Annotated in this window: 21 protein-coding genes; 11 read left to right on the top strand and 10 right to left on the bottom strand. The window is 62.3% G+C overall.

Annotation, left to right across the window (positions count from 1 at the left end):
- Positions 1 to 58: 58 nt before the first annotated feature.
- Genes M1E12_RS04950 through rsmA form a run of 3 tightly spaced genes read left to right on the top strand, consistent with a single transcriptional unit; the run spans position 59 to position 2871 of the window.
- Positions 59 to 1003, top strand: a complete 945-nt coding sequence (locus tag M1E12_RS04950) for a SurA N-terminal domain-containing protein (RefSeq protein ID WP_479563945.1) — start codon at positions 59 to 61, stop codon at positions 1001 to 1003.
- Between the two features lie 18 nt (positions 1004 to 1021).
- A complete protein-coding gene (gene pdxA / locus M1E12_RS04945) occupies positions 1022 to 2044 on the top strand; it encodes a 4-hydroxythreonine-4-phosphate dehydrogenase PdxA (protein WP_479563944.1) in 1023 nt (340 codons plus the stop codon).
- Complete coding sequence (rsmA, locus tag M1E12_RS04940; RefSeq protein WP_479563943.1) at positions 2044 to 2871, top strand: 16S rRNA (adenine(1518)-N(6)/adenine(1519)-N(6))-dimethyltransferase RsmA; 828 nt, start codon at positions 2044 to 2046, stop codon at positions 2869 to 2871. The genes pdxA and rsmA overlap by 1 nt, the downstream gene beginning before the upstream one ends.
- A 15-nt stretch (positions 2872 to 2886) precedes the next feature.
- On the opposite strand, the gene M1E12_RS04935 is transcribed toward rsmA, so the two are convergent.
- A complete protein-coding gene (locus tag M1E12_RS04935; RefSeq protein ID WP_479563942.1) occupies positions 2887 to 5055 on the bottom strand; it encodes a methyl-accepting chemotaxis protein in 2169 nt (722 codons plus the stop codon).
- Positions 5056 to 5212: 157 nt separating this feature from the next.
- On the bottom strand, positions 5213 to 6130 hold the full coding sequence (locus M1E12_RS04930) for a LysR family transcriptional regulator (RefSeq protein ID WP_479563941.1): 918 nt from the start codon (positions 6128 to 6130) through the stop codon (positions 5213 to 5215).
- 157 nt (positions 6131 to 6287) lie between these two features.
- On the opposite strand from M1E12_RS04930, the gene M1E12_RS04925 reads away from it, so the two are divergent.
- Positions 6288 to 7187, top strand: a complete 900-nt coding sequence (locus M1E12_RS04925) for a choline ABC transporter substrate-binding protein (protein ID WP_479564829.1) — start codon at positions 6288 to 6290, stop codon at positions 7185 to 7187.
- Between the two features lie 12 nt (positions 7188 to 7199).
- Positions 7200 to 8717 carry a choline-sulfatase gene (betC, locus tag M1E12_RS04920; protein ID WP_479563940.1) on the top strand — a complete coding sequence of 506 codons (1518 nt, stop codon included), beginning with the start codon at positions 7200 to 7202 and terminating at the stop codon, positions 8715 to 8717.
- A gap of 61 nt (positions 8718 to 8778) precedes the next feature.
- Here the strand turns inward: betC and gmk are convergent, their stop codons facing one another.
- From gmk to fabD, 7 genes are all read right to left on the bottom strand, one after another.
- Positions 8779 to 9426 (bottom strand): guanylate kinase, encoded by a 648-nt coding sequence (gmk, locus tag M1E12_RS04915; RefSeq protein WP_113459277.1) that lies wholly within the window; start codon positions 9424 to 9426, stop codon positions 8779 to 8781.
- Positions 9427 to 9429: 3 nt separating this feature from the next.
- On the bottom strand, positions 9430 to 10320 hold the full coding sequence (locus M1E12_RS04910) for a YicC/YloC family endoribonuclease (RefSeq protein WP_479563939.1): 891 nt from the start codon (positions 10318 to 10320) through the stop codon (positions 9430 to 9432).
- Positions 10321 to 10343: 23 nt separating this feature from the next.
- On the bottom strand, positions 10344 to 11561 hold the full coding sequence (mltG, locus tag M1E12_RS04905; protein ID WP_310237704.1) for an endolytic transglycosylase MltG: 1218 nt from the start codon (positions 11559 to 11561) through the stop codon (positions 10344 to 10346).
- Between the two features lie 194 nt (positions 11562 to 11755).
- A complete protein-coding gene (fabF, locus tag M1E12_RS04900; RefSeq protein ID WP_479563938.1) occupies positions 11756 to 13012 on the bottom strand; it encodes a beta-ketoacyl-ACP synthase II in 1257 nt (418 codons plus the stop codon).
- 132 nt (positions 13013 to 13144) lie between these two features.
- Positions 13145 to 13381: an acyl carrier protein gene (locus M1E12_RS04895; protein WP_027675866.1), complete on the bottom strand. Its 237-nt coding sequence runs from the start codon at positions 13379 to 13381 to the stop codon at positions 13145 to 13147.
- Between the two features lie 276 nt (positions 13382 to 13657).
- Positions 13658 to 14395, bottom strand: coding sequence for a 3-oxoacyl-[acyl-carrier-protein] reductase (gene fabG, locus M1E12_RS04890; RefSeq protein WP_113459274.1), 738 nt, complete (start codon positions 14393 to 14395; stop codon positions 13658 to 13660).
- A gap of 43 nt (positions 14396 to 14438) precedes the next feature.
- Entirely contained in the window at positions 14439 to 15383 is a 945-nt protein-coding gene (gene fabD / locus M1E12_RS04885) for an ACP S-malonyltransferase (protein ID WP_479563937.1), read from the bottom strand.
- Positions 15384 to 15591: 208 nt separating this feature from the next.
- On the opposite strand from fabD, the gene M1E12_RS04880 reads away from it, so the two are divergent.
- The 6 genes from M1E12_RS04880 (at position 15592) to rplI (ending at position 20485) form a co-directional block, all read left to right on the top strand.
- Complete coding sequence (locus M1E12_RS04880; RefSeq protein ID WP_479563936.1) at positions 15592 to 16635, top strand: aldo/keto reductase; 1044 nt, start codon at positions 15592 to 15594, stop codon at positions 16633 to 16635.
- Between the two features lie 133 nt (positions 16636 to 16768).
- Positions 16769 to 17701: a calcium/sodium antiporter gene (locus M1E12_RS04875; protein ID WP_479563935.1), complete on the top strand. Its 933-nt coding sequence runs from the start codon at positions 16769 to 16771 to the stop codon at positions 17699 to 17701.
- A gap of 313 nt (positions 17702 to 18014) precedes the next feature.
- Entirely contained in the window at positions 18015 to 18461 is a 447-nt protein-coding gene (gene rpsF, locus M1E12_RS04870; RefSeq protein ID WP_113459270.1) for a 30S ribosomal protein S6, read from the top strand.
- A 24-nt stretch (positions 18462 to 18485) separates the two neighbouring features.
- Entirely contained in the window at positions 18486 to 18734 is a 249-nt protein-coding gene (rpsR, locus tag M1E12_RS04865; RefSeq protein WP_113459269.1) for a 30S ribosomal protein S18, read from the top strand.
- A gap of 178 nt (positions 18735 to 18912) precedes the next feature.
- Positions 18913 to 19887, top strand: coding sequence for a DUF2232 domain-containing protein (locus M1E12_RS04860; protein WP_479563934.1), 975 nt, complete (start codon positions 18913 to 18915; stop codon positions 19885 to 19887).
- A 19-nt stretch (positions 19888 to 19906) separates the two neighbouring features.
- A complete protein-coding gene (gene rplI, locus M1E12_RS04855; protein WP_113459267.1) occupies positions 19907 to 20485 on the top strand; it encodes a 50S ribosomal protein L9 in 579 nt (192 codons plus the stop codon).
- A gap of 88 nt (positions 20486 to 20573) precedes the next feature.
- On the opposite strand, the gene M1E12_RS04850 is transcribed toward rplI, so the two are convergent.
- A complete protein-coding gene (locus tag M1E12_RS04850; RefSeq protein ID WP_479563933.1) occupies positions 20574 to 21620 on the bottom strand; it encodes an HlyD family secretion protein in 1047 nt (348 codons plus the stop codon).
- Between the last annotated feature and the right edge of the window lie 16 nt (positions 21621 to 21636).

Genomic DNA, 21636 nt, shown 5'->3' with positions numbered 1-21636 from the left:
ATCCCTCAAATAGAGATAGATCTGGACGATCACCTATCTTCCGGAGAAAGGATGACAGATGGCTAATGGGAAAAAGGGCACCAGTCTGCTGCTTGCCGGCGTCATCGCGCTGTCCCTGAGCGTGAGCCCAACTCCGATGGTTGCGCCGGTGCAGGCTGCGACCTCCGTGGTGGCCGTTGTCAACAAGACTGCGATCACCAGCGGCGACGTGGCTCGCCGCGCCGCTTTCCTCAGACTGCAGCGTCGCAGCGGCAATCTTCAGAAGATCGCCAAGGAGGAACTGGTCGAGGAAGCGCTGAAGCGCGAGGAAATCGCGCGCGTCGGCATGTCGGTCAGCACGGCGGATGTCGATGCCTCTTTCGCCCGCTTCGCTTCGTCCAACAAGATGACGCTCGCGCAGCTGAATTCCGTGCTTGATCAGGCCGGTGTGGGCGCGGCCCATTTCAAGGCCTTCATCGCCGTATCGATGAGCTGGCCTCGCCTCGTCAACGCGCGCTATGGCGCCGGCTCGCGCGGCCGTTTGTCCAATCAGGACCTGGTCACGCGTCTTCTGGAAAACAAGCAGAAGCCGGTGACGACCGAATACTTCCTGAAGCAGGTCATCTTCGTCGTCCCGGCGTCGAAGAAGGGCATCGTTGGCAAGCGGAAGGCGGAGGCCGAGAAGTCGCGTGCGTCCTTCCCGGGCTGCGATCAGGCGATGGAATTCGCCAAGAACTATCTCGACGTCTCGATCCGCAATCTCGGCCGCGTCCTGGAACCGGAAATGCCGCCGGAATGGAAGCCGCTGGTCGAGAAGGCCAAGGGCGGCACCACGGGGACGCGCGTCACGGAGCGTGGCGTCGAATACCTCGCGATCTGCAACCAGCGTGAGGTTTCCGACGACGTTGCGGCTGAGGTGGTGTTCCGCGCCGAGGATATCGGCAAGGAACAGCAGGGCGAGAACCCGAATTCCGAGAAGTATCTCGAGGAACTGCGCTCCAAGGCTCAGATCGTAATGCAGTAAGCGGCGAAAGGCCGATCCATGACCGATGGCGTGCTTCCGCTCGCGCTCACCCAGGGTGATCCGGCCGGCATAGGCCCTGATATCGCCCTGCAGGCCTGGCTCAAACGCCGCGAATACGGTCTGCCGCCTTTCCTCTACCTCGGGGACCCGGCCGTACTGCAAGTGCGTGCACGCCTTCTCGGGCTGGATGTCGCCATCATCGAGACGGACGCCAAGCAGGCGTCCGAGCTGTTTGACAGTGCCCTTCCGGTGCTCTCGATCCCGACAGGCACCGATGTGCTCGCCGGCAAACCACATGTCGCCAATGCGCGTGCCACGATCGGAGCCATCGAGACTGCGGTTTCGATGTGTCTTGCCGGTGATGTCAGAGCTGTCGTCACCAATCCGATTGCAAAATCGGTCCTCTACGAGGCGGGTTTCGGTTTCCCCGGCCACACGGAATTCCTTGCCGATCTTGCAGCAAAGGCAACCGGCAACAGCGTGATGCCGGTCATGATGCTGGCCGGCCCCAAGCTGAAGGCTGTGCCCGTTACGATCCATATTCCCCTGAAAGACGTGCCGGGTGCCCTCACCGAGGCCTTGATCGTTGACACCTGCCGCATCGTCGCGCGGGATCTCACCGCCCGCTTCGGGCTCGCCTCCCCTCGTCTGGCTGTTGCCGGGCTCAACCCGCATGCGGGCGAGAACGGTGCCATCGGACAGGAGGATGACGACATCATTCATCCGGCGATCCGGCATTTGCGCGATGAGGGTATCGATGCCTTTGGCCCGCTTCCGGCGGACACCATGTTCCACGACGACGCTCGCTCCCGCTATGCTGTGGCAATCTGCATGTATCACGATCAGGCCCTGATACCGGCCAAGGCGCTCGGCTTCGACGACAGCGTCAATGTCACGCTCGGCCTGCCCTTCATTCGCACCTCGCCCGACCATGGCACCGCCTTCGGTCTGGCGGGTTCCGGTTTTGCCAAGGAGACGAGCCTCGTGGCAGCGCTGCAGATGGCCGATCGCATGAGCACCACGACGGAGATGGCTCGCTGATGGCTGCGCTCGATGGATTGCCGCCGCTGCGCGATGTCATTGCGCGTCACGGGCTCGATGCCAAGAAGGCGCTTGGGCAGAACTTCCTGCTCGATCTGAACCTCACCCAGAAGGTGGCGCGGACCGCAGGCTCATTGGAAGGCGTTACCGTGATCGAGGTCGGTCCCGGACCGGGTGGCCTGACCCGCGCCATTCTCGCGCTTGGCGCCAAGAAGGTCATCGCCATTGAGCGCGATCCGCGTTGCCTGCCGGCGCTTCAGGAAATCGCCGATCACTATCCCGGTCGCCTGGAGGTGATCGAGGGTGACGCGCTGAAGACAGACTTCGAGAGCCTTGCCCAAGGCGAGCCCGTCAAGATCATCGCGAACCTGCCTTACAATGTTGGAACGCAGCTTCTGGTCAACTGGCTACTGCCACGCGCCTGGCCGCCGTTCTGGCAGTCGCTCACACTGATGTTCCAGAAGGAAGTGGGGCAGCGGATCGTGGCGCGCGAGGACGACAATCACTATGGGCGTCTCGGCGTGCTCTGCGGCTGGCGCACCCAGGCCCATATGGCCTTCGACATTCCGCCCCAGGCCTTCACGCCGCCACCCAAGGTGACCTCCACCGTCGTGCATCTCGAGCCGATCGAAATGCCCCTGCCCTGCGAACCGGACAGGCTGGAGAAAGTGACACATGCGGCCTTTGGGCAGCGGCGCAAGATGCTGCGACAGAGCCTGAAGCCGATCGGCGGGGAAGCGCTTCTCGCGCGCGCAGATATCGACCCTCAACGCCGGGCGGAAACGCTCAGCGTAGAGGAGCTTTGCCGGATCGCCAACCTGCTCTGATCCCTTTCAACAGCGTCAGGCGGCCTCGCGGCCGCGCTGACGGTTCTGGTTGCCGGGCAGCTTGAAGAGGGCGATCTGCGCGTTGAGCCGATCCGCTTCTGCCGCCACACTCGATGTTGCAGCACTTGCCTCCTCGACCATCGCTGCATTCTGCTGGGTCACCTGATCCATCTGGCTCACGGCCTGGCTGATCTCGTTCAGCGCGCCGGACTGCTCCTGTGCCGCCGAGACGATGGCTGCAACGCGCTCGTTGATCTTCATCACGTGCTCTTCGATTCCCTTCAGCGTTTCGCCCGTCTCGTTGACCAGACGCACACCTGCTTCGACCTCCTGGGCCGAGCGATTGATCAGGGACTTGATTTCGCGTGCGGCATTGGCAGAGCGCTGGGCAAGTTCACGAACCTCCTGGGCCACGACGGCGAAGCCCTTGCCGGCCTCGCCTGCACGTGCTGCCTCGACACCTGCATTCAGCGCCAGAAGGTTGGTCTGGAAGGCGATCTCGTCGATGACGCTGATGATCTGGCTGATCTGGCCGGACGACTGCTCGATGTGCTGCATGGCCCTGACCGTATCGGCGACCACCGTGCCGGATTTCTGGGCCGTCACCGTCGCCTCGCGGACGAGATGTCCGGCTTCCTGGGCCTGCTGGGTGGAGCTGGCCATCGCCGTGGTGATCTGGCTGATGGATGCGGATGCTTCCTCGAGCGCGGCAGCCTGGCGTTCGGTGCGGCGTGCAAGATCATCCGCGGCAAGCTGCAGTTCCTGCGAACCGCCATGCAGCTGGCCCGTGCTGAGGCGGATGGTCGACATCACGCCGCACAACCGCTCCATCGATCCGTTGAAACTCGTCCGCAGCGGATCGAGCGACGGAGCAAAGGGATCGGACAGCCGGAAGCCGATCTCGCCTGAGGACAAGGCATCAAGACCGCTTGCCAGCTGCTCGACGGCGAAGGCGATCTCTGCAGCGCGCTCGGCACGTTCACGCTCCGCTTCCAGCTCGGCTGCCCGCTTGATGCGTTCGGCCTCTTCCTGCTCTTCGCGCTCCCGCAGCATGCGCGCCTTGGCGAGTTCGACATATTCGGTCACGGCGCGGCCCATCTGACCGATCTCGTCCTTGCTGTCCGACTGGATGACGTCACCTTCGACCTGCCCCTTGGCGAGATCGTTCATCGTCCGCGTCAGACGACGAAGCGGGCGCACCACGGTCATGGACAGCGAAATCGCGAAGAAGCAGGCAAAGGTCAGCACCGTTCCGGTGGTGCCGGCCACGCGCAAAAGGTGCTGGTATTCATCGTCAGCCATCGCCTGCGCCTGGACCACGATGGTCGCGAGTGTCTCGTTCTCCAGCTCTTTCAGACGCTCGATGCGGTGAGCCGAGCGCTCAAGCCATTCGGCGCTGTCGATGGCGCTCAGATCGGCGGAAAGCCCACCCAGCATCATCTGCGCACGAATGGCCTCGACGGCGTCCGCATCCGGCGTGTGCAGAGACTGGCGATAATGCTCCCGCTCTTCATCCGGCAGGAGTTCGAGATATTGACCGATCAGAGAGGTCTGCGAGCCGAACATGCCGATGAAGTCCAGATAGTGATTTTCGTCGAACTTGCCCTGCGAGATGAAGGTATGTCCGAGGTTTTGCTCCTGGCCCGCCACTTCTTTGGCGTTCATCAGCAGACTGTAAGCCATCATCTTGCCGACGACGCCCCTGGCACCTGCTACAAGCGAGAACTCGCGCGACACGTTCATGAGACGGTGGACAAGATCCGTGTAGTAGACGAACGCCTCGGTTGGCGCGATCGAAAGCTGGTCAGTCGCTGCCCGTATCTCCGGAAGCTTGGCCAGAACGACAGCCAATTCCTCTTCGTGGCGCATCAGCGTGGGATCGCCTTCCGCCTTCATGTCTTCAAGCACGTGATCCATCTGGCTCAGAGCCGGTGCTGCCTTTGCCCGCATGCCATCAAGTTCGTTGCGGTGCTCTTTGCCTTTCGATGCGAGAAGCCCGACCGCCTCGGCCCGTTCGCCCTGCAGCGCGTGCACGAGGTCGCCGATCACTCCGAGGTCGGTGCTGACCACGCCAAGGTGGCGCGCGTGCTGATAAGCGGTGAAGGTGGTGTTCACTTCCATATAGGCCAGTCCGGCCATGGCAACGAGCGGAATGGCAAGAGCCACGGCAAGTCGCCAAGTCACTGAAACATCCGTCAATCGCATAGTTGTCCCCAGCAGTCCATTAGCGGAACCAAAGATTCCGCAACCATAGCGTCAGGAGCAGAATGCAATACAATGGTTAAACATTAGTCATACTTGAATTTGGCAAATTGAACGACCCGGCGATATCTTTCGCCGCTCAGCCTGGGATTCGCTCCAGAGTTGAAGTCGAAGTCTCCTCGACCAACCAACCCGCGAGCAGTTGGACCGCCTCGCTCGTACTTCCTGGCACGAGCCAATAGCCGCGCTCGGCAACCGTCACGAGTTCACCTGTCATGACGAGCAGATTGGCATCCAGCAGGTGATCGATAATCCCCAGCCAACCCAGGGCGATCCCCTGTCCTGCCATGGCCGCCTGCACGACCAGGGCATAGGTGTTGAAGCGCAGGTCTCCGGGGCTCCCTTGAGGGCTACCGGACAGTTGTCGCGAAGACAGATAGGTCGGCCAATCGAGCCAGGGGGAGACACTTTCGGCTTCCAGGTGGATCAAGGGGCCCTGCTCGATGGGCGATGCAGCGGCGGCGGTAAGCCGGTGAGAGAAGGCAGGTGTGCAGACAGGCACAACCCGCTCCGGCATCAACAATGTAGCGCCAGGGCCGAACTCGCTTCGTGCCCCAAATGCCACGGCAAGATCGGCATCTTCCCGCCAGTGCTGGCCGAGGCGCTGGGTTGCGACGATCTGCAGATCTATCTCCGGGTGACTTTGGCGGAAGGCATGCATGCGCGGGATTAGCCAGAGGCTTGAGAATGCGTAGTCCGTGGCCAGCCGCACCGTCGGGCGACGGCGGGCCGCACGTAGGCTCCGCTGGAGTGCGTCCACCTCCGTCACGGTGCGCTCGGCAATCGCCAGAAGGCGCTGCCCCTCCTCGGTGAAGCGGACCCCGCGGTGCAGCCTTTGCAGGATAGGCAGCCCGAAGCGCTGCTCGAGCAAGCGGATCTGGTAACTGACCGCCGGCTGCGACAAGCCCAGCGCGTCTGCAGCGGCCGAGAGAGAGCCCTTCCGTCCGACCTCGACGAGAAGCCGCATCCAGGCCAGATCGATTACCGGATCAGACATAAATCTCACTTATGTGAAACATCAAAAATCTCCCGCTTCACAGGCGCGGCTCTCGCCCGTTCAATAAGCCCATACAATATCACAAAAAGAGGGAACCACTATGCGCATGACACTCGACAATCGCACGGGGCTCGGCGGTTTGGCCGCGCTTGCACTGATGCTCCTCACCTCGACAGCCTCCGCCGCAGATTCGGAGAGCTGCAAGGTGGTTCGCCTGTCGGATCCGGGCTGGACCGACATCACCGCGACCAACGGCGTTGCTTCCGTCGTTCTCGACGCCCTCGGCTATGAACCCGACGTCAAGACCCTGTCCGTTCCGATCGGCTATCAGTCGATGAAGAACGGCGAGATCGACGTTTTCCTCGGCAACTGGATGCCCGCGCAGCAGGCCTTCATCGATGACCTCAACAGCGCCAAGGCGATCGAGGTTCTGGCGAAGAACCTCGAAGGGGCAAAGTTCACGCTGGCGGTGCCGACGGCAACAGCAGAAAAGGGCATCAAGGACTTCGCCGATCTCGGCAAGAACCCCGGCGAGTTCGAAAGCAAGATCTACGGCATCGAACCGGGCGCGCCGGCCAACGGCAATATCCAGAAGATGATCGATGCCGGTGAATTCGGCCTCAAGGGCTGGGAACTGGTCGAATCCGGCGAGCAGGCCATGCTGGCGCAGGTCGAGCGGGCTACGAAGGAAGGCAAGGGCGTCGTCTTCCTCGCCTGGGCGCCGCATCCGATGAACGAGCGCTTCGACATCACCTATCTTTCCGGAGGCGATGCCTATTTCGGCCCGAACTACGGCGGTGCGGAAGTCTACACGCTTGGACGCACCGGCTGGAGCGAAAGCTGCCCGAATGCCGCGATGCTCTTCAAACAGATGACCTTCGACGTCTCGATGGAAAACGTGCTGATGGGCGAGATCCTTGGTGGCAAGGAGTCCAAGGAGGCGGCAACCGAGTGGCTGAAGGCCAATCCGGCCGTGCTCGACACCTGGCTGAAGGGTGTTACGACTCTGGATGGCCAGCCGGGTGACGCGGCGGTCAAGTCGGCCCTCGGTCTTTGAGGTTTGAAATCCGTGCATTCACGTCCGAACATCCTGATCCTGATGGTGGATCAGTTCAACGGGACCTTCTTTCCGGATGGTCCCGCAGACTTCCTGCATGCTCCACATCTGAAAGCCCTGGCGAAGCGCTCCGTGCGCTTCGCCAACACCTATACCGCAAGCCCGCTCTGCGCGCCGGCACGCGCCTCCTTCATGTCGGGGCAGTTGCCGAGCCGGACGCGGGTCTACGACAATGCCGCGGAGTTCGCTTCCGACATCCCGACATTCGCCCATCACCTGCGCGCGGCCGGTTACCAGACGAGCCTCTCCGGCAAGATGCATTTCGTCGGGCCTGACCAGCTGCATGGCTTTGAAGAGCGGTTGACGACCGACATCTATCCCGCCGATTTTGGCTGGACGCCCGATTATCGCAAGCCGGGTGAGCGGATCGATTGGTGGTATCACAATCTCGGATCCGTCACGGGTGCTGGCGTGGCCGAGATCACCAACCAGATGGAATATGATGACGAGGTGGCCTACAACGCCACCCGCCGGCTCTATGATCTCTCGCGCGGCCACGATGAGCGGCCCTGGTGCCTGACCGTCAGCTTCACGCATCCGCATGACCCCTATGTGGCGCGCCGCAAGTACTGGGACCTTTATGAGGGTTGCGATGCCCTGCAGCCCAGCGTTCCGGCGATCCCCTATGACGAGCAGGATCCGCATTCGAAACGCCTGATGGACGCCTGCGACCATCAGGCCTTCGACATCACCGACGAGAACGTGGCGCGGGCCCGGCAGGGCTATTTTGCCAACATCTCCTATGTGGACGACAAGATCGGCGAAATCCTCGATGTGCTGGAGCGGACCAGGATGGCGGAGAATACCGTGATCCTCTTCGTTTCCGACCATGGCGACATGCTCGGCGAACGGGGCCTCTGGTTCAAGATGAACTTCTTCGAGGGCTCTGCGCGCGTTCCGATGATGCTGACGGTGCCCGGTGTCGAGGGACGGCTGGTCACGACCCCGGTCTCGACATTGGACGTCACCCCGACGCTTGCCGGTCTCGCGGGCATCGACATCTCGACGATCGCCGACTGGACGGACGGCGAGGACCTGATGCCGCTCGCGACAGGCACCGGCGGACGCAGCATCGTGCCGATGGAATATGCCGCGGAAGGCACCGTCAGCCCGATGGTGGGGCTGCGCAACGCACGCTACAAGCTGACGCTCTGCGAGGCCGATCCGCCGCTTCTGACCGATCTCGAAGCGGATCCTTACGAGCTCACCAATCTCGCAGACGACCCCGGCGCGGCCGACATCTTCGCTGCACTCAGCGAAGAGGCATCCCGTCGCTGGGATCTCTCCCGCTTCGATGCGGCGGTTCGGGAAAGCCAGGCGCGTCGGCATATCGTCTATACGGCGCTCCGCAACGGTGCCTATTTTCCCTGGGATTACCAGCCGCTGCAGAAGGCCTCGGAGCGCTACATGCGCAACCACATGGATCTGAACATCCTCGAGGAAAGCCAGCGCTTCCCGCGCGGCGAATAGACAAACAAAAAGGGCGGCCGAGATATTCGCGCCGCCCTTTTCAATTCAAAGTCCTGATGCCTCAGGCGATCAAGCCCTCGACAAAGTCGAAGAGCCCATGGCGGCGGTCGCGGCGCAGGCGCTCTGCCTTGACGATCGATTGGACGGCATCAAAGGCCGAGTTCAGGTCGTCATTGACGATGACATAGTCATATTCCCGCCAATGCTTAATCTCGGCGCGCGAGTTGTTCAGACGGGTCTGGATCACCTCTTCCGTGTCTTCCGCGCGGCGATGCAGGCGCGACTGCAGCTCGGCCATGGTCGGCGGCAGGATGAAGATCGACACGACATCGGCCGACATCTTTTCCTGCAGCTGCTGGGCGCCCTGCCAGTCGATGTCGAAAAGCATGTCGCGGCCTTCTCCCATCGCGGTCTCGACGGCCTCACGCGGCGTGCCGTAGTAGTTGCCGTGAACCTGCGCCCATTCCAGAAGGCTGTCGCTGTCGCGCAGGCGTTCAAATTCACGCTGGGAGACGAAGTGGTAGTGCACACCCTCGATCTCGCTCTGGCGGCGCTGGCGTGTGGTCACGCTCACCGACAGGCTGATCTGCTGGTCACGGTCCATCAGGGTTCTGGCGATCGTGGACTTCCCGGCACCCGAGGGCGAAGAAATGACCAGCATCAGGCCGCGCCTTGCGATCTTGACGGGTGTTGAGGCGGCAGCGGCCATGGACTACTCCAGATTCTGAACCTGTTCGCGGAACTGGTCGATGACGACCTTCAATTCGATGCCGGCGGCGGTGACCGCGACGGCATTGGATTTGGAACAGATAGTATTTGATTCTCTGTTAAATTCCTGCGCCAGGAAATCGAGCTTGCGGCCGACGGGACCGCCGGTTGCGAGGAGTTCGCGTGCCGCCGTCACATGCGCCTTCAACCGGTCGATTTCCTCACGCAGATCGGCCTTGGTGGCAATCAGCGCGATTTCCTGATGCAGGCGGTCGCGGTCGAGGCCTGACGTTGTGTCCATCAGGCCAGCAAGCTGCGCCTCCAGCCGGCGGGCGATTTCTTCCGGAGAGCGCGAGGGATCGGCCTCGATCTGCAGGGCGAGATCCTCGATGCGCAGGATGTGGTCTTCGAGGATCCGGCGCAGTGCCGCACCTTCCGTCGTGCGCATGTCGGCGAGCGCCGCGATCGCACGCTCGAGACCGCCAAGGATATCGGCATCCCGCGCCGCGATCGCATCGGCATCATCGGTGGCTTCCCGCATGTCGACGAGGCCGCGGATCGACAGGAGCGTGTCGAGCTTCAAAGGTGCCGGATCGAGAACCTCCGGCCCCAGTTCGTCGCGCAGCGCCAGCACCGCGGCCAGCGCGTCGCGGTTCAGCACCGCTTCCACCTTGTTTTCACTGACAGTGACGGAGAGGCCGATCTGGATGTTGCCGCGGGTCAGGCGCTCGCCGGCCAGACGGCGGATATCGGCTTCCAAACCTTCGTGCCCCTGGGGCAGACGCGTGCGAAGATCCAGCCCCTTGCCGTTGACCGAGCGCAGTTCCCAGGCCCACCGGTAGCGACCGGACGAGCCTTCGACCCGGGCGAAGCCCGTCATGGATTGCAGTGTCATGTCCCCGCCCCTCAAGCCCGGTGTCAGTTGTTCGCCGTCGGATCCGCTTCCGGCTCGACATCCAGCGTTGCCGGCGGCGTCTGGGCGCGTTCGGCCTCGATCTTGCGCCAGCGGCGCACATTGGCATTGTGCTCTTCCAGCGTCGCGGCAAAGGCATGGCCACCCGAGCCGTCTGCGACGAAGTAGAGGTCTTCCGTCTTCCAAGGATGCGCGACGGCTTCCAGAGCGGCGCGGCCGGGGTTGGCGATCGGGCCTGGCGGCAGCCCCTTGATCACATAGGTGTTGTAGGGCGTTTCCTTGCGGATGTCGGACTGGAAAATCGGACGATCCGCCGGTTTGCCATCGCCGCCGAAGAGACCGTAGATGATCGTCGGGTCGGACTGCAGGCGCATGCCCTTGTTCAGGCGGTTGATGAAGACGGAGGCGACATGCGCGCGCTCGTCGTCCTTGCCGGTTTCCTTCTCGACGATGGAGGCCAGCGTGACGAACTCTTCCTTGGTCTCGATCGGCAGATCCGGATCGCGCTTCTCCCAGATCTGGTCGATCAGGCGCTCCTGAGCGGTGCGCATCTGGGTGACGATCTCGGCGCGGTTGGTGCCGCGGGTGAACTTGTAGGTATCAGGGCGCAGGCTGCCCTCCGGCGGCAGTTCGGTCGGCAGATCGCCTTCGAGCACCGGATCGGCGGCAAGCCGCTGGAACATCTGCTTGACCGTCAGGCCTTCCGGCAGAGACACCGAGTAGAGGATCGACTTGCCGGATTCGAGCAGTGCGGTGACCTCCTTCATCGAGGAGCCCGCCTTGATCTCATATTCGCCGGCCTTCAGGGTCTGACCGTCCTGGAGATAGGTGGTCGTGACATAGCGGTAGATGCGAGCGTCAGAGACGATGCCATTGCGCTCGAGATTGTTGGCGATCTCGGCGAGGCCAGCGCCGCTGCGCACGACGAAATTGGTGTTTGCCGAGAGCGGACCGGGCTTCTGGTAGGCGTCCATCACGTAGAAGAAGCCGGCCACGGCGACCACGCTGACGAAGACCACCATGGTCATCAGGAAATTCAGGAAGATGACAAGCTGGCTGCGGGCCTTGCGCGACCGGCGCGGCGGCTGCGGCACGCGTTCGGGGCGCAGCGCCTCGTTCGGCGACTTCGGAATGAAGGGTCCCTTGCCCTGCTGGGGCTCGGCATCGCGGCCGAAGGAGACACCGTTGTTCTGGCTACCGCCGTTCTGGCTGTTGTCGGTCACCGGCAATCCTTCTTTGTTTCGCACTCGCGGCTGTTTCTTCCAGCAATGCGGCAAAATCCGGGTCGTCGTCCGGCGCAGCTGCGCCGGGCGTTGGGATGATTTCTATCCGCAGAAAGTGGCGGCGGGCAAGAGCGCGCCGCCGTCATCCAGAGCTATCACGGCCGGTTGATCGACATCCGCCGGCCGTCGCTCGATCAGGCCTCGTAGCGCTTCAGCACCAGCGAGGCATTCGTGCCGCCAAAGCCGAAGGAATTCGACAGGGCGACATTGATCTCGCGCTGCCTAGCCTTGTGCGGCACGAGGTCGATCTTGGTCTCGACATCCGGGTTATCGAGGTTCAGCGTCGGCGGTGCGACGTTGTCACGGATGGCAAGCGTCGAGAAGATCGCTTCGACCGCACCGGCCGCACCCAGCAGGTGGCCGATCGCAGACTTGGTCGAGGACATCGAGACATTGGCCGCGTGATCGCCGAGCAGGCGTTCGACGGCACCGAGTTCGATCGTATCGGCCATGGTCGAGGTGCCGTGGGCGTTGATGTAGTCGATGTCCGACGGCTTCAGACCGGCACGCTTCAGCGCCATGGTCATGCAGCGGAAGGCACCGTCACCGTCTTCCGAAGGGGCCGTGATGTGGAAGGCGTCACCCGACAGACCGTAGCCGACGACTTCGGCATAGATCTTGGCGCCGCGGGCCTTGGCATGTTCCAGCTCTTCGAGAACCACGATGCCGGCACCCTCGCCCATGACGAAGCCGTCACGATCCTTGTCATAGGGGCGCGAAGCGGCAGTCGGATCGTCGTTGCGGGCGGTGGACAGCGCCTTGCAGGCGGCAAAGCCGGCGAGCGAGATGCGGCTGATCGGAGATTCCGTACCGCCGGCCACCATGACATCGGCATCGCCCAGTGCCACGAGACGGGCCGCGTCACCGATCGCATGCGCGCCGGTCGAGCAGGCGGTGACTACGGAGTGGTTCGGGCCGCGCAGCTTGTGGCGGATCGAGACCTGGCCGGAAGCGAGGTTGATCAGACGGCCGGGAATAAAGAAGGGCGACAGACGGCGCGGCCCCTTGTCACGCAGGATATGGCCTGCCTCAACGATACCTTCGATGCCACCGATACCGGAGCCGATCAGCACGCCGGTGGCGCATTGGTCGTCATCGGTCTGCGGCTCCCAGCCGGCGTCCTTCAACGCCATGTCGGCGGCAGCAACGGCGTAGATGATGAAGTGGTCGACCTTGCGCTGTTCCTTGGGCTCCATCCAGTCATCAGGATTCCAGGCACCCTCGCCTTCGGTCGGAATACGGCAGGCGATCTTTGCGGGGAGATCTTCGACCTCGAACTCCGTCACCAGACGCGCGCCGCTCTGGCCGGCAAGAAGCCGCTGCCAGGTCAGTTCCGTACCCACTCCCAGAGGCGATACCATGCCGGTACCGGTGATGACGACACGTCTCATCGTGCGAAGCCCACCCTAAATTCGTTGACCGAAGTCACTGTAAACAAAGGTCCAGATACAACAAGGCCCGCTCATCGCGGGCCCAAGCGGACAGGACGGGCTCGCGCCCGCCTTCCGCAGCAGTCTTATCGATCAGGCCTGGGCCTTCTCGATGAACTTCACGGCGTCACCGACCGTGAGGATCGAGTCAGCTGCGTCGTCCGGGATCTCGACGCCGAATTCTTCTTCGAAGGCCATGACGAGTTCGACGGTGTCGAGCGAGTCAGCGCCCAGATCGTCGATGAAGCTCGCGCCTTCGACGACCTTGTCAGCGTCTACGCCGAGATGATCAACTACAATTTTCTTCACGCGTTCTGCGATATCGCTCATGTCGGTATCCTCGACCTTCTAAAATTCAGAGGGAGCCATAATGGCGTCCCTACCCTGCATTCAGCCGGTGATCGCTTTCGTCCCCACCAGCAAACCCTTCGGCCCTGACCCAGAGCGGTTTATGCAAACAAAAGCATAAACTTCGGCTCATGAGACGGAGCGACTGCTCACAGTCATGGAGCGCTTAACACGGTTTAAGCGCGCCGCAAAGCCAGAAATTCGCCCCTTTGCCTTGGTCAACATCCTATTGCAAAGGGGCAATTTCCGGCAATTCGATCAGATCATCGCCATCCCGCCATTCACGTGCAGCGTCTGCCCGGTCATGTAGGCCGCCTCGTTGGAAGCGAGGTAGACGACGGCAGAGGCGACTTCGGCACCGGTGCCCATGCGCTTCATGGGAATGGCACCCATGATCGCTTCCTTCTGCTTGTCGTTCAACTTGCCGGTCATGGCGCTTTCGATGAAGCCCGGAGCAACGCAGTTCACCGTCACGTTGCGGGTCGCGATTTCCTGGCCGAGCGACTTGGTGAAGCCGATCATGCCGGCCTTGGAGGCGCAGTAATTGGCCTGGCCCGGATTGCCGGTGACGCCGACGACGGAGGTGATGTTGATGATGCGGCCGAAACGGCGGCGCATCATCGGATGGGTCAGCTCACGGGTCAGACGGAAGACGGCGGTCAGGTTGACCTCGAGAACCGCATCCCAGTCGGCATCCGACATGCGCACGAACAGGCCGTCCTTGGTGATGCCGGCATTGTTGACGAGGATGTCGACGCCTTCGAGTTCGGCTTCGGCCTTTTCGCCAAGCGCCTTGACCTCGTCGCGATCGGAGAGGTTGGCCGGGAAGATCTTGACGCGGTCACCGAGTTCGGCGGCCAGCGCTTCCAGCTTTTCAACGCGCGTGCCGTGCAGGCCGACAATCGCGCCCTGGGCATGCAGCTGGCGTGCAATTTCTTCGCCGATGCCACCGGTGGCGCCAGTCACGAGGGCCTTGCGGCCGGTCAGATCGAACATGGTCGGGTTCCTTGTTGTTCGTTAAGGCGATCAGCCGTTCATCTTAGCCGTTGAGGGCGGCGATCACTGCGTCGATATCGGCCGGGCCATTGACAGCCACGCCGTTGATGTTCTTGTCGATGCGGCGGGCAAGACCCGTCAGGACCTTGCCGGCGCCCACTTCATAAAGTGTGGTGACGCCATTGGCACCGAACCACTCCACCGTCTCGCGCCAGCGGACCTGGCCGGTGACCTGCTCGACGAGCAGATCGGCGATCTCGGCTGCCGACGTGACAGGAGCGGCGCGCACATTGGCGATCAGCGGCACGATGGGGTCTTTCTTCTCGACCTTGGACAGGGCCTCGCGCATGGCGTCGGCCGCCGGCCCCATCAGAGCTGAATGGAAGGGTGCTGAAACCGGCAACATGATGGCGCGCTTGGCGCCCTTTTCGGAGGCGAGCGCTGCGGCCTTCTCGACCGCGCCCTTGGCGCCGGAGATGACGAGCTGGCCACCGCCATTGTCATTGGCGATCTGGCAGGGACCGACAGCGGAGGCTTCCGCGCAGATCGCCTGCACGTCGCCGTGCTCAAGGCCGATGATGGCGGCCATGGCGCCCTCGCCCACCGGGACGGCCGCCTGCATGGCATTGCCGCGGATGCGCAGGAGACGCGCGGTGTCGGCGATCGAGAATGTGCCGGCTGCGCAGAGTGCGGAATATTCGCCGAGCGAATGGCCGGCGACGTAGGAGACCTTCGACTTCAGATCCAGGCCCTTGGCTTCCAGCACGCGGATGACGGCCATCGACACGGCCATCAGCGCCGGCTGGGCGTTGGCGGTCAGGGTCAGAGTCTCTTCCGGACCGTTCCATATGATGTCGGACAGCTTCTGGCCGAGCGCTTCGTCGACTTCTTCGAAGACCGCGCGGGCTTCGGCAAAATTGTCGGCAAGGTCCTTGCCCATTCCGACGGCCTGGCTGCCCTGGCCCGGGAAGGTGAATGCGACTGACATGGGCGTTTCTCCCTTGGTTTTTTCCTGTCAATTCACAGATGGGCCTTATAAGTCAAGCCTTGCACCCTCCCGCCGCCCCCTCGAACCACCACTTCGACAGGGCTGTTCCACAGCTATCGGCATCTTGCGGTACATCAATTTCTGCCTAAATTGTCGCGGACCGCCCTCCGCCTCCCAAGGCAAACTTCTCCACAAATGAGGCTTCCCCATGAAGATGAACCGGCTCGGCCGAACCGATATCCTTGTTTCCGAAATCTGCCTTGGCACCATGACCTGGGGCTCGCAGAACACGCGCGAGGAAGCGTATGAGCAGATGGATTACGCGCTCGACCATGGCGTGAACTTCTTCGACACGGCCGAACTCTATCCGACGACGCCGCTCTCTGCGGAAACCTATGCGGATACCGAACGCCTGATCGGCGACTGGTTCGAGAAGACCGGCAAGCGCGACAAGGTGGTTCTGGCAACGAAGGTTGCGGGCCCGGGCCGTCCCTATATCCGCGAGGGCAAGCCGATCGCGGGCGCCGTGGTCAGGGAGGCCGTCGATGCGAGCCTCAAGCGGTTGAAGACCGACTACATCGATCTCTACCAGATCCATTGGCCGAACCGTGGCCATTTCCACTTCCGCGGTGCGTGGAGCTACAATCCTTTCAAGCAGGATCGGTCGAAAGCATCTGCCGACATCGCGGAGATCCTGGAGGCGCTCGGCGATTGCGTGAAGGCCGGCAAGCTGAAAGCGATCGGTCTTTCCAACGAGACCACCTGGGGTACGCAGAAGTATCTGACGCTCGCAGAGGCCAAGGGGCTGCCGCGCGTCGCGACCATCCAGAACGAATACAATCTTCTCTACCGGCATTATGACCTCGACCTCGCCGAACTCTCGCATCACGAGGATGTCGGGCTGCTCGCCTATTCACCGCTCGCGGGCGGCATTCTCTCGGGCAAGTATCTCGACGGGAAGAAGCCGGCCGGTTCACGCGGCTCGATCAATGGCGACATCGGCGGCCGCCTGGTGCCCCAGCAGGAGGCTGCCACCCGCGCCTATGTCGAACTCGCAAAAGGCAACGGCCTCGACCCCTCGGCTATGGCGCTCGCCTTCTGCCTGACGCGACCCTTCATGGCCTCGGTCATCATTGGCGCCACCACCATGGACCAGCTGAAAGTGAATATCGGCGCGGCCGATCTCAAGCTTTCCGACGAGGTGCTGCAGGAGATCGCCAAGATCCATCGTCAATATCCGATGCCGATCTGACGCCCGACATCAACTGCGGCCGCTCACCCAACAAAAACGTGAACGGCCGTGACCTACACATCGCTGCAGTGCATCACCACTTCCGGCGACGATCAAACACGGGCTTTCGGCCCTTCATCCATGGGGGATTGACTTGGATTATCTGTTCGTGGCCGCCGGCCTTGTCGGACTTTACTTCGGAGCCGAATGGCTTTTGCGCGGCGCGATCGCCGTTGCCCAGAAACTCGCCATTCCGACGCTCATCGTGTCACTCGTCATCGTCGGCTTCGGCACCTCAATGCCGGAACTCCTGGTCTCTGTCCGTGCAGCCCTCACCGGCTCCTCCGACATTGCGCTCGGCAATGTGGTCGGCTCGAACACCGCGAACATTCTTCTGATTGTCGGCGCCTGCGCGCTCATCTTCCCGATCACCCATTGGGACAAGGGCGTGAAACGCGACACCTATGTGATGATCGCCGCAGCCGTTCTGCTGCTGGGCCTCGTCCAATTTGAGGCCATTGGGCGAATCGCGGGCCTCCTCATGGTCGTCGGCCTAATCGCCTACATCGTCTACGCCTATGTCCAGGGCAAGGAATCGATGGAAGAGCTCGCCGATGAAGAGGTCAAGCACGAGACGCTTGGGACGGGTTTCATGGCGCTGCTCATCGCAGGCGGCCTTGCCACGCTGTTTGTCGGCGCAGAATTGCTCGTTCGGGGTGCCACCAACCTCGCCCGCGATTTCGGTGTCTCGGAAGCCGTGATCGGCCTCACTGTCGTTGCCGTCGGCACCTCGCTGCCGGAACTCGCCACCGGCATCATGTCGGCGCTGCGCAAGCATTCCGACATCATGATCGGCAATATCGTCGGATCGAACATCTTCAACATTCTGTTCATCCTGGGCGTGACTTCCGTCCTTCAGCCGATCTCGGTCGATCCACGATTCGGTAGCTTCGACGTGCCCGTGATGCTCGCCATTACGCTCGGCTTCTCCTTCCTGCTTCTCGCGCATCTCGGCGTTCGCCGCCTGACGGCGGGCGCAATGCTCGTCGCCTATGTCGGCTACACCCTGGCATTGGTTCAGGTCTGAGCCACCCGCTCTTATCAACACGAGATACGGGCCGCCGGCAGAAAATGCCGTGCGGCCCTTGCTTTTGTGGCCAATCCGCGTATAAGCGCGCCGTTCACAACACCCGGTCCTCTGGCTGGTGGCTGAACGGAGGGCTGGCAGGCGATCATGCTTGCAGCAGGAACCATTAAGGGTTTCCGGCCTCCCGTGTCTCCGCTCTCGACCGTCTCGAACACACTACTTTTCTTGCCGCGGAATTTGCCGCTCAGGAGCAGTCTGTGAGGCTTAGCGCCGGATCCGGGTGACGACAACCGCAAGAAAAGGCAAAGCTTACATGGCTCTTTACGAACACGTATTCCTTGCCCGGCAGGATATGTCCGCTCAGCAGGTTGATGCCCTCGTCGAACAGTACAAGGGTGTCCTCGAAGCTCACGGCGGCAAGGTCGGGCGCGTAGAAAACTGGGGCCTCAAGTCCCTCACCTACCGCATCAAGAAGAACCGCAAGGCTCACTACGCCCTCATGGACATCGATGCTCCGGCAGCTGCCGTCCATGAAATGGAGCGCCAGATGCGCATCAACGAAGACGTTCTTCGTTACATGACCATCGCTGTGGAAGCCCACGAAGAAGGCCCGTCTGCCATGATGCAGAAGCGCGACCGTGACGACCGTCCGCGTCGTGACGGCGACGACCGTGGCCCGCGCCGTGACTTCGGCGACCGTGGTCCGCGCGCTCCCCGCGAAGGCGGTTTCGAGCGTCGTCCGCGCGAAGACCGCGCGTAATTTCGAGCACAAGGAGAAAACACAATGGCTGATGCATCCTCTGCTCCGGCACGCCGCCCGTTCCATCGTCGTCGCAAGACCTGCCCCTTCTCGGGCGCAAACGCTCCGCGCATCGACTACAAGGACGTTCGCCTCCTGCAGCGCTATATTTCCGAGCGCGGCAAGATCGTTCCTTCGCGTATCACCGCAGTTTCCCAGAAGAAGCAGCGCGAACTGGCCCAGGCCATCAAGCGCGCCCGTTTCCTCGGCCTGCTGCCCTACGTCGTAGCGTAATCTGATACGGAGCCTGCCGATCATCGATCGGCGGGCTTCATCCCTTCCGCGTTGGGCGCGGATCGGAACCACCACCCGATGGCGCGTTGCCGCGACATTTGGAAATCCCATGTTGGGGATGCCTCTTGCGAGATCGCTCTGGCCCCTCCCCTAACTGCTAGACAGCAGGACAGCGACAGTGAAGAACCTGGATGCGAAATCGCTGACGACCGGCTTTGTTGCCGGCATTACCGCCGCCCTGCTGGTGCTGGGTGCTGCGGCGCAGCCAACGCTCGCCTCCATTCTCTACGCGGCTTCCGCGCTTCCCGTTCTCATCGTCGGTCTCGGCTGGGGCAATGCCGCCGCAATCACGGCGATTGTGACCGCAGCTCTCCTCGGCACAGTCAGCGTATCGCCGATGTTTGCCTTCGGCATGGCAATCTTCACGCTCGCACCGGCCGGCTGGCTGGCGCATCTGTCGAGCCTTGCGCGTCCCGCTTCCGAGATTGGTGGTCCCGACCATCTGATGGCCTGGTATCCGCTGTCCGACATTCTTCTTCAGCTTTGCAGCTTCGTCACGATCGCCGTCGTCGTGCTCGGCGTCATCATCGGATTTGGCCCAGAATTCACCGGACAGCTGGTGGACGCCATGGTCCAGGCGATGAATGCGCAGGATCCGGCCATGGCGCCCGATGCGCTCGCGCTCGAACAGCTAAAGAGCAGCATGGTCGTGCTTTTGCCGATCATCCAGGGCGGCACCTGGGTGCTCCTCCTGACCATGATGTATTACATCGCCATCCGGATCGTCACCGCGTCTGGCCGCAACAAGCGTCCGCGCGAAGACTTTCCGTCGGCGCTTCGGATGAACCGCAACACGGTCTTCATCTTCCTTGCGGGCATCATTGCCTGCTTCATCGGCGGCGTGCCGGCCATGATCGGCGCCACCGTCTGCGGCACCTTCGGCGCCGGCTTCCTGATGTCGGGCTTTGCCTGGCTGCATCTCAAGACCCGTGGCCGGGACTGGCGCCTTCCGGCGCTCGTTCTTGCCTATCTCTCCACGATCATGCTGCTCCCGCTCATGATCCCGCTGATCATCGGCCTGTCGGATACCAGACGGACCGTTGCCCTGACCCCGGCCCGCAAGGCCGACACCGACACACCCGAAACTGATTGACACTGAAAGGAACACGACAATGCAGGTCATTCTCCTCGAACGCATCGCCAAGCTCGGCCAGATGGGCGAAACCGTAAAGGTTCGCGACGGCTTCGCCCGTAACTTCCTGCTGCCGCAGGGCAAGGCGCTGCGCGCCAACGAAGCCAACAAGAAGCGTTTCGAAGCCGAGCGCGCCACGCTCGAAGCTCGTAACCTCGAGCGCAAGTCCGAAGCCCAGAAGGTTGCCGACGCTCTCGGTGGCAAGTCCTTCATCGTCGTCCGCTCGGCTGGCGAAACCGGCCAGCTCTACGGTTCTGTCGCTGCTCGTGACGTCGTTGAAATCCTGGCTGCCGAAGGCTTCAACATCGGCCGTAACCAGGTCGAGCTGAATACCCCGATCAAGGCTATCGGCATCCACCAGGTCACCCTGCACCTGCATTCGGAAGTCGAACTGACCGTTGAGCTCAACGTTGCCCGTTCGGCTGAAGAAGCCGAGCGTCAGGCCAAGGGCGAAAGCCTCACCTCGGCCGACGCCATCTACGGCGTTGACGAAGACGCGCTTCGTCCGGAAGACTTCTTCGATCCGGACGCCGACATGGACGGTGACGAAGACCGCTAATCGCTCGCACCTTCGGGTGTAGCGTTACAAAAAAGCCCGGCCCTGCATACGCAAGGTCGGGCTTTTTCATGTCCGATGGTAGCGCCGGTCAGGACGGATCGGCGCTCTTGTCGATGCGGACCACGACCGACATGCCGGGCGTCAATAGCGAGGCTGCACCTTGCGTCTGGTCGAGTGCAATCCGCACACCCATACGCTGGGCGATCTTGACGAAGTTGCCGCTCGCATTGTCGGCCCTGATCACCGAGAATTCCGAGCCGGTCGCGGGCGAGAAGCGCTCGACTTTTCCTTTCAGAACGCTCCGGTTCAGAGCGTCGACCGTGATTTCGACCGGCTGACCGACTTCCATGCCGGCAAGCTGCGTTTCCTTGAAGTTGGCGATGATCCAGACATCGTCCGGCACCACGGCCATCAGCTGCGTGCCTGCGGCCACATACTGGCCGACACGGGCACCCACTTCGCCGAGCTTGCCGTCGCGCGGGGCGCGGATCTCGGTGTTGGACAAATCGATCTTGGCGAGCTCCACCTGGGCCTCGGCATTGGCGACGGCGGCCTCGAGCGATCCCCGGTTGACGATGATGGTCTGCAGGTCCTGGCGGGATACTTCGACGGCCGCCTTGGCCTGGGCCATGCCGGCACGCGCACGGTCGAGCGCTGCCTGGGCCTGCTCCTGCGCGCTCGTGGCGACGACACCGCTGCGCGTCAGGCTGTTCTGCCGCTCCGACTGGCTCTCGGCCTGCTGCAGATCGGCTGCTGCCGAATCGACGGCGGCTTCGCTGGATGCGATCCGCGCCTGGGCGGCCACCTCCTGCTGGTGCGAATTGTCGAGTGCCGCCTTCTGCGTGGCAAGCGCTGCCTCGGCCTGGGCGAGCTTCTGGCGATAGATGCGGTCGTCAATGCGGGCGAGGAGCTTGCCCTTTTCAACGGACTGGTAATCCTGAACCGGGACCTCGACCACATAGCCGCTGACCTGGGGGCTGAGTGTGGTGACATAGCCCCGGACATAGGCATTGTCGGTCATCTCGACCGAGCTGGTGAATGGTGGCAGGCGCCAGGCGTAGAGGACCAGCGACGTGCCGATCAGGGCACCGAGGATGATCAGGATGGTGACGGGGGTGAACAGTTTCTTCAACATGGCGGCGGACTCTTTT

The organism is Rhizobium sp. K33, from assembly GCF_056501445.1.
This window is presented reverse-complemented; position numbering and strand designations above follow the sequence as displayed.